At 67.4% G+C, this 7,672-nt stretch carries 6 protein-coding genes and 3 pseudogenes; 7 read left to right on the forward strand and 2 right to left on the reverse strand.

All coding sequences use genetic code 11. The features are described 5' to 3' along the window. Nucleotides 1-340: 340 nt before the first annotated feature. Nucleotides 341-481, forward strand: a pseudogene (locus ABZ904_RS49730) (IS256 family transposase); the annotation flags it as partial. A 241-nt stretch (nt 482-722) separates the two neighbouring features. Here ABZ904_RS49730 and ABZ904_RS49735 read toward each other — a convergent pair. Both ABZ904_RS49735 and ABZ904_RS49740 read right to left on the reverse strand, forming a co-directional pair. Then, nucleotides 723-1,412 carry a response regulator gene (locus ABZ904_RS49735; RefSeq protein ID WP_359410853.1) on the reverse strand — a complete coding sequence of 230 codons (690 nt, stop codon included), beginning with the start codon at nt 1,410-1,412 and terminating at the stop codon, nt 723-725. Further along, a complete protein-coding gene (locus ABZ904_RS49740) occupies nt 1,412-3,076 on the reverse strand; it encodes a sensor histidine kinase (RefSeq protein ID WP_359410855.1) in 1,665 nt (554 codons plus the stop codon). Before ABZ904_RS49740 ends, ABZ904_RS49735 begins: the two co-directional genes overlap by 1 nt. Nucleotides 3,077-3,368: 292 nt before the next feature. Between ABZ904_RS49740 and ABZ904_RS49745 the strand changes: the two genes are divergently transcribed. From ABZ904_RS49745 to ABZ904_RS49770, 6 genes and pseudogenes are all read left to right on the forward strand, one after another. Beyond that, entirely contained in the window at nt 3,369-4,205 is an 837-nt protein-coding gene (locus ABZ904_RS49745; protein ID WP_359410865.1) for an ABC transporter ATP-binding protein, read from the forward strand. Then, nucleotides 4,202-5,080, forward strand: a complete 879-nt coding sequence (locus ABZ904_RS49750; RefSeq protein WP_359410857.1) for an ABC transporter permease — start codon at nt 4,202-4,204, stop codon at nt 5,078-5,080. The genes ABZ904_RS49745 and ABZ904_RS49750 overlap by 4 nt, the downstream gene beginning before the upstream one ends. A 100-nt stretch (nt 5,081-5,180) precedes the next feature. Next, nucleotides 5,181-6,266, forward strand: a complete 1,086-nt coding sequence (locus tag ABZ904_RS49755) for an ABC transporter substrate-binding protein (RefSeq protein ID WP_359410859.1) — start codon at nt 5,181-5,183, stop codon at nt 6,264-6,266. Between the two features lie 259 nt (nt 6,267-6,525). Then, nucleotides 6,526-6,657 (forward strand): annotated as a pseudogene (locus ABZ904_RS49760) (helix-turn-helix domain-containing protein); the annotation flags it as partial. Nucleotides 6,658-6,713: 56 nt separating this feature from the next. Next, nucleotides 6,714-7,142 (forward strand): recombinase family protein, encoded by a 429-nt coding sequence (locus ABZ904_RS49765; RefSeq protein WP_361830815.1) that lies wholly within the window; start codon nt 6,714-6,716, stop codon nt 7,140-7,142. Then, a pseudogene (locus tag ABZ904_RS49770) lies at nt 7,139-7,672 on the forward strand (transposase); the annotation flags it as partial. The gene ABZ904_RS49765 and the pseudogene ABZ904_RS49770, both read left to right, overlap by 4 nt.

Below are 7,672 nucleotides of genomic sequence, written 5' to 3' on the forward strand. Positions count from 1 at the left end.
TCCTCGACAGCGAGATCGACCATGCCCTGACCGCGCTACGCGCTCCGAACCCCGACAAGACCACCGAGGTCAAGGCACTCAACACCCTCCTCACCTCGCTCAGCTGACCAACCGAGGTGACGGACTGCCCCGACACATCCCCTGCGTCAGGGCAGTCAACATCCCGAACTTCACTCGGTTTGCGGATCGTCAACTGCTGCGGTCGTCAGGTCGGCCAAGTGGCTGGGCAGGGACTGTAATTCGTTCGGTGTAACTCCCGATCACGGAAGATGCACCGATGACCAGGGACAACCTGAACGTCCAAGACAGCCAAGGCGACTGAGCCGACGTCGGCCAGTGCCTGGACGACCAGCTGATCGACGAACGGGTCGGCCGGGCCCAGGCAGAGGGCCTACAGCTGATTGGCGAGGGCGGGCTGCTGCAGCAGCTGACCATGCGGCTGCTGGAGTCCGCTCTCGAGGGCGAGTTCACCGACCACCTCGACGTCGAGGCCGGCCGCTCGCCAGGTGGACATGGAGCCCGTGCATCCGGACGCGCTTGGGGGACCAGATTTACAGGCGGCGCGGGAGTGATCCGGCATGGGCTCTCGAACATGTGGTGGCGGCGCCGTGCCGAACGAGGGCGTCGACCAGGTGAGGGGCAGACGGAGTTGTGCGGCAGCTGAGCGGTGGTCTGCGGGCAGGGTCGGCCGCGCGGGGAGAGGGAGTGCTGCCGCCAGGGGTTCACTGCGGGATACGGTACTGGTGTTCGGGACGGCCGGTGGTGCCGTAGCGGAGTTCCAGGTGGACCGTGCCCTCCTTGACGAGGTAGGACAGGTATCGCTGGGCCGTGGCACGGGAGACGCCGGTCGCCTCGGCGGCCTCGGCTGCCGACAGGGCGGTGGGGGCGGCGCGCAGGGCTTGGTGGATCGCGCTGAGCGTGGGTGCGGAGTGGCCCTTGGTCGGGATTCGGGGGACGGCGGGCGGGCGGGCCGCACTGAACAGAGCGTCCACATCGGCCTGGTCGGTCGTAGTCGTCCGACTGAGTGCGTCCACGCGGTCGCGGAGCTGGCGATATGCGGTGAGCCGTTCGGCGAGATCGGCTGAGCCGAATGGCTTGACCAGGTAGCCGATGGCGCCGAGTTTCATCGCGGCCCGGACAGAGGTGATGTCATGATCGGCGGTGATCATGAGGGCGTCCGGTCGAGCATCGCCCTGGTCCTGACTGAGCTGCCGCAGTATGTCGATGCCGCTGCCGTCGGGCAGGAACACGTCGAGCAGTAGCAGGTCCGGGTGCAGATTGCGTACCGCCGCCAGAGCCTCGACCACGGTCGCCACCTCGCCGACCACTTCGAAGCCCTGGACTCGGTGTACGTAGTCCCTATGGATCTGGCCGACCCGGAAGTCGTCGTCCACCACCAAGGTCCGGATCATCAGCCCTCACCCCTCATTGGCGACGCCGCCGTGAACAGTGCGTCCTGCGGTACGGGTGCCGTGTCCGGCAGCGGCAAGACGACCGTGAAGACCGCGCCCGGGCCCTCACTGACCCGGATGGTGCCGCCGTGCCGCTGCACCAGCCGGTGCACCATGGCCAGTCCCAGGCCGCGGCGTGCGGTGCCCCGCTCTGGACGCGTGGACCAGCCATCCTCGAAGATCGACTGGGATGTGCCCGGGACGATGCCGGGCCCATTGTCCGCCACACGTACGACGATCAGCTTGTCTCCCTCCGTCAGCGTCAGTCGGATCCGGCGTCCGCCGTCGGCGGGTGGTGCCTCAGCCGTCGCGTCGATGGCGTTGTCGAGCAGGTTGCCGACGATGGTCAGCATCCGACGTAGGTGTGGCGGATCCTCTCCGAGCGCGGAGTCGTCGGTGAGGACGATCCGCACTCCGCGTTCGGTGGCGACCGTGGTCTTCGCCACGATGAGCCCGACCATCAGCTGGTTGCCGATGTGCCGGCGCACGGCCTCGGTCAGTGCCTGCCCGGAGCGGGCCGTCTCGATGGCGTACTCGTACGCAGACTGGTGCTCCCCGATGTCCAGCAGCCCGGCCAGCGTGTGCATCCGGTTGGTGAACTCGTGCTGCTGGGCCCGCAGGGCGTCGGTCAGTCCGCGCACGGAGTCCAGTTCGCGCAGCAGGCCGATCAGCTCGGTGCGGTCGCGCACGGTGACGACGGCACCGAGTTCGCGGCCGTGCAGGGTGACCGGCATGCGGTTGACGGCGAGACAGTGGTCGTCGGTCAGTACGCTGACGTCGGTGCCGGTGAGGGTGCCGTCCAGTGCGCGGCGCAGTCGGCCGTCGGGCAGCACATCCTCCAGCAGGCGGCCGAGTCCGGCGCCGAGGCCGAGCAGTCGGCGCGCCTCGTCGTTGACGACGGTAATCCGTCCATCGGGGTCGAAGGCGACCACGCCCTCCCGGATGCCGTGCAGCATCGCCTCACGGTCCTGCAGCAGGCCGGCGATCTCCTCCAGTTCCAGTCCGAAAGTGGTCCGCTTCAGGCGCCGGGCCAGCAGATAGGCCGCCGCCGCGCCGATCGCGGTGGCGATCGCGGCGTACAGCCCGAAGGTGGGCAGCTCGCGCCACAACTCACCGAGCACGTCACGTTCCGGTATGCCCACGGACACCTCGCCGACCAGCGCGCTGGAGGGCCCGTAGAGGGGGGCTTTGCCATTGGCAGACCGGCCGGTCGCCCCCTGGTCGGTGCCGACGTGCGGATGGCCGTCCCGCACCACGATCGGCTCGACCACCGGCTCGCCGATCAGAGCGGGGATGGGGTGCGAGCGCCGTACGCCTCGCAGGTCGATCACAACCACGTACGACGCCCCCGACGCCCTGCGGATCCGTTCGGCCACCGTCTGCACCAGGTCACCGCCACCCCCGTACTCCATAGCCTGCTGGATTTGCGGATCGGCGGCCGCGGTCTGCGCGATCGCCAACGCCCGCTGCTCGTAGGAGCGGTCGAGTTCGGCCCGCTGCGCAAAGGCGAACAGGACGAAACCGATCAGGCCGGTGAGCGCGAGGATGACCAACTGGTTCGCGAGGATCAGCGTGGACAGCCTCCGCTTCCCACCGCGGCCTGTCCGGAAGCGGATGCGTATCACGGGTGCCTCTTTCGGCGGATGACCATCGTGCCGGACCGGCCCGTGCACGTGCCCCCGGTGGCGCGATTGTGCCGGATGGACGGGATGCTGCCCACCCCCCGTCCGATGAGCAGAACGAGCAGAACCCCGGTTTACGCAACATTCGCGAGTTAGCTCGGAAACAGCGACGTCATACGCGACTGCCTCTAGCGTCTGCCTTCCTCGGCCTGCGGGGAACTCCCCCCGGAATCCCCGAGGAACTCCGAAACAAGGAAGGAAGCGGCCCCACATGGCCTCGCGAAATCATGTCGCGATGGGCCCGGGTGCCGGTGCGGCGGAACACGCAGACGCGCGCATCGATATCTCCGGGCTCACGAAGCGATTCCTGACCCCTGCCGGTGAGGTGTTCACGGCGCTGCAAGGCGTTTCGTTCACCGTGGAGCCGGGCCAGTTCTGCGCCGTGGTGGGCCCCACCGGCTGCGGCAAGTCGACGACGCTGGGCATGGTGTCCGGGCTCGACCGGCCCAGCGAGGGTTCCGTCAAGGTCGGCGGCCGTGAAGTGGACGGCATCACCGACGGCGTCAGTTTCATGTTCCAGGCCGACGCGCTACTGCCCTGGAAGACCGTGCTCGGCAACGTGCTGATGGGTCCCGTCTTCCGCGGAGTGCCCAAGCAGCAGGCACAGGCTTCGGCGCGCGACTGGCTGCGCCGGGTCGGCCTGGCCGGGTTCGAGGACCGCTACCCCCACCAGCTGTCCGGAGGTATGCGCAAGCGCGTGGCGATGGCCGCGGCTCTCATCAACGAACCCAAGATTCTGATCATGGACGAGCCGTTCGGCGCCCTGGACGTACAGACCAAGGCGATCATGTCGACCGAGCTGCTGAACCTTTGGGAGCAGATCCGGCCGTCCGTCATCTTCATCACCCACGATCTGGACGAGGCGGTGGCACTCGCCGACCGGGTGGTCGTGATGACCTCCAGCCCCGGCTCGGTCAAGGCGGTCTTCGACATCGACCTGCCCCGCCCGCGCGGCTCCGTCCAGGAGATCCGCTTCCAGCCCCGCTTCGTCGAACTCCAGCACCAGATCTGGGACACGCTGCGCGAAGAGGTGGAGCGGGCCTACGCCCTGACCGCAGGAGGCAAGGAATGAGTACGACGTCCCCTGTTTCCGACGCTCGCATCGCCGACGGCGGGCCGGGCCCTGCCGCGATCGCCGCACAACGCGCCCTCCGGCGGCGCGTCGCCCTGGTGTGGGCCGGCCGTATCGGCCTCGCGGTCCTCGTGATCGGCGGCTGGCAGGCGTTCACCACCTGGGGCATCGTCGACCCGTTCTTCTTCGGACAACCGTCGGGAATCTGGAAGCGATTGATCGACCTCTTCCAGCACGGCACCCAGTTCGGCTCCTTTTACCAGAACATCTGGACCACCATCGAGGAAGCGCTGATCGGCTTCGCCGTGGGTGCCCTCACCGGGGTCGTCATCGGCGTCGTGCTGGGGCAGAGCCAGTACCTCTCCGATGTGCTCGGCCCCTACATCAAGATGGTCAACGCGATCCCGCGTATCGTCCTCGGCTCGATCTTCATCGTCGCCTTCGGCATCGGCGTGACCCCGAAGATCCTGCTCGCCGCGGTGCTGGTGTTCTTCATCGTCTTCTTCAACGCATTTCAGGGCGTCCGTGAGGTCGACCGCAACGTCCTCGCCAACGTCAGGGTGCTTGGCGCCTCCCGGATGCAGATCACCCGGCACGTCATCGTGCCCTCGGCGCTGACCTGGATTATCGCCAGCCTGCACAGTGCCTTCGGTTTCGCCATCGTCGGTGCGCTGGTCGGCGAGGTGCTCGGCGCTCAGAGCGGACTGGGCCTGGTCATCAAGACGGCGCAGAACAACTTCGACCCCAACGGCGTGTTCGCCACGATGCTCGTCATCGCGGTGATTGTGCTCGGCGCGGAGTGGCTGATCGGCAAGCTCGAACATCGGCTGCTCTCCTGGCGCCCGCCAACCCCCTCCGAAATGAATGTCCTCTGAGCTTCGCTCCCCCAGTCCCATTACCTCTTCACCGCGTTGCTGCTGTCACCTGCAGGCCCCGCAAACAGTGCCCACATTCCCGAAAGGTGTATGTCTCGCCATGCTCAAGAGAACCCTCACCGCCTCGATCGTCACCGTCCTCGCCCTCGGCGCCGCGAGCGCGTGTTCCAGTAACTCCAGCAGCTCCGGGTCGTCCGGCTCCGGCGGCACCCCGACCGTCCGACTCATGGTCGGCGGCATCGACAAGCAGATCTACCTGCCCTACCAGCTCGCCGAGAACCTCGGCTTCTACAAGAAGTACGGCGTCAAGGTCGAGCTCAGCACCGAGCAGAACGGCGGTGTCGGCGCCGAGGAGGCCATGGCCTCGGGACAGGTCGACATGGCCGGTGCCTGGTACAACCACACGATCGAGTTCCAGGCGAAGGGCAAGGCGGTCGAGGACGTCGTCCAGTTGTCTGGCGCGCCCGGCGAGCGGGAGATGTGCACCAAGAAGAGCGGCGTGACGTCGGCCGCCGACTTCAAGGGCAAGACGCTCGGCGTCACCGACCTGGGCTCGGGCACCGACACGCTTACCCAATTCATGGCCGCGAAGAAGAGCGTCAAGGCCAACCAGTACCATCGGCTCGCGGTCGGTGCGGGCTCCACCGCCGTCGCTGCGCTGCAGAACGGCAAGGCCGACTGCGTGATGACGACGCAGCCGACGGTCGCCGCGATCCAGAAGAAGGGCGTTGGCACCTCTGCGATCGACCTGGCCACCACCGACGGCGCCAAGACGGCGCTGGGCGGTGCGTTCCCGGCGGCGAGCGTCCTCGCCCGCACCGACTGGGTGAATTCGCACAAGGACGCGGTCCAGAAAGTCGTCGATGCGCTCGTGGCCACCATGCACTGGATCCACGACCACAGCGCCGCCGACATAGCGAACAAGCTGCCGGCGTCGTTCGTACAGAACCAGTTGGTCACCAAGGCCGACTACATCACGGCTTTGAACGAGGACAAGGGCCAGTTCCTGCCGGACGGCATCATGCCAGCCGGCGGCCCGAAGACCACGTTGGCCACTGAGCAGTTGGTCGGGACCGTGTCCTCGTCGGTGGACCTCGGCAAGACGTTCACCAACGACTTCGCCATCTCGGCCAACAAGAAGGAGGGCTTCACCACCACCACGACCCCGGCCGGCGCCGACGGCTGAGTCCCGGTGCTCCCGAGGCCGCCCAGGCAACGACAGGCCGGGCGGCCTCGGTTCGTGGGCACCACGAATCACAAATCCTCACCGGCCGACTCGCGAAGGAGACCAAGGATGAGGCTGGTCCACCGGTACATCGTCGCCAGGGCAGCCAGGACCAGTTCCGCTACGTCGCGGTACAGGGGCTCACCGTCCGCCGACGAACCGGCCGGCCCCGAGGCTCATCAATTTGCTTAGAGTTCTTCAGTGATCGTACGGTGATCGTGTGGAACTTCTTCGACTCTCAAAGGCCGCAAGGCATTTGGGTGTTCATCCCGTGACGCTTCGGCTTTGGGCTGACTCGGGGAAGATTCCGGTGACTTGGGTCGGGCGTGAGCGCCGGTTCCCCTCGATCGATGTGGAGGCGATGAAGGTCTCCACTGGTGGCGAGCGTGTCCGCCTGGGGGCCTGTACGTGCGTGTGGCCGGCTCCCAGGGGCAGGAATCCTCGCTTCAGGCGCAGGAGAAGGAGCTGCGGGCCACCTCCACAGGCGAGATCGTCAAGGTCTTCCGTGACCGGGCCTGTGGCCTTTGGGAGGACCGGCCCGGTCTGAGCCGGCTCCTGCGGGCCGTTGCTGACGGCTCGGTGACCGTCGTGCGGGTCACGCACGAGGACCGGCTCGCTCGGTTCGGTGGCGGCTGGCTCAAGCACGCGCTGTCCGTGTACGGCGCGCGTCTTGAGGTGCTGCACCCGAAGAAGCTCGGTGGCCGGGATGAACTCCTTGAGGACTTCGTGTCGCTGGTCACCACGTTCGCCGGCCGCCTGTACGGGATGCGGTCGGCTGAGAACCGGCGTCGCCTGCTGGCCGAGTCCGGGCAATGCCAGGCTGGCAGTCGTCGGTGAGCCGGAAGCCGCTGCTCGCTGACGGTGAGACCTCCCGTACCGCGTGCGCCCCCACTCTTGTGCGCACCGGCGTGGATGAGAAGACGGGCGAAGTCCTGACCCAGGCCGTGCTGGCCGAACGCATCGGCTGGTGCAGCGACCTGGTGGCGGGCATGGTGTCTGTCGTGCTCGCCGAGCGTTGGAACAGCCGTGATGTGAAGGTACACGCCTCCGGCGTGGACGAGGTCGGTCGGAAACTGCCGTCGAACACGTGGATGGCGCTGCGCCGTCTGGGCTGGAGTTCCGCCCCGCCCGAGGGCGTGAAGGTCAACGACCGGATCGTGCGCATGGCCCAGGAGCAGGCCGGGCGGGCGCTTCGCTCGGCGAAGTGGCGCGCCGACCTGACAGCCGGGGTCCTGGCGGCATGGCCCATCGATCCGGGCAAGCGCACTCCCAGCGAGTGGGACGCCGTACGCGCAGCGGTCCCTGGCGGAAAGTATCTGCCGTCCAGCATCATCAAGGCCCGCACCCGGCAGGTGGTCACGTATCTC

The sequence above is a fragment of the Streptomyces sp. NPDC046900 genome (genome assembly GCF_040644975.1).
In the GTDB taxonomy this organism is placed as follows: domain Bacteria; phylum Actinomycetota; class Actinomycetes; order Streptomycetales; family Streptomycetaceae; genus Streptomyces.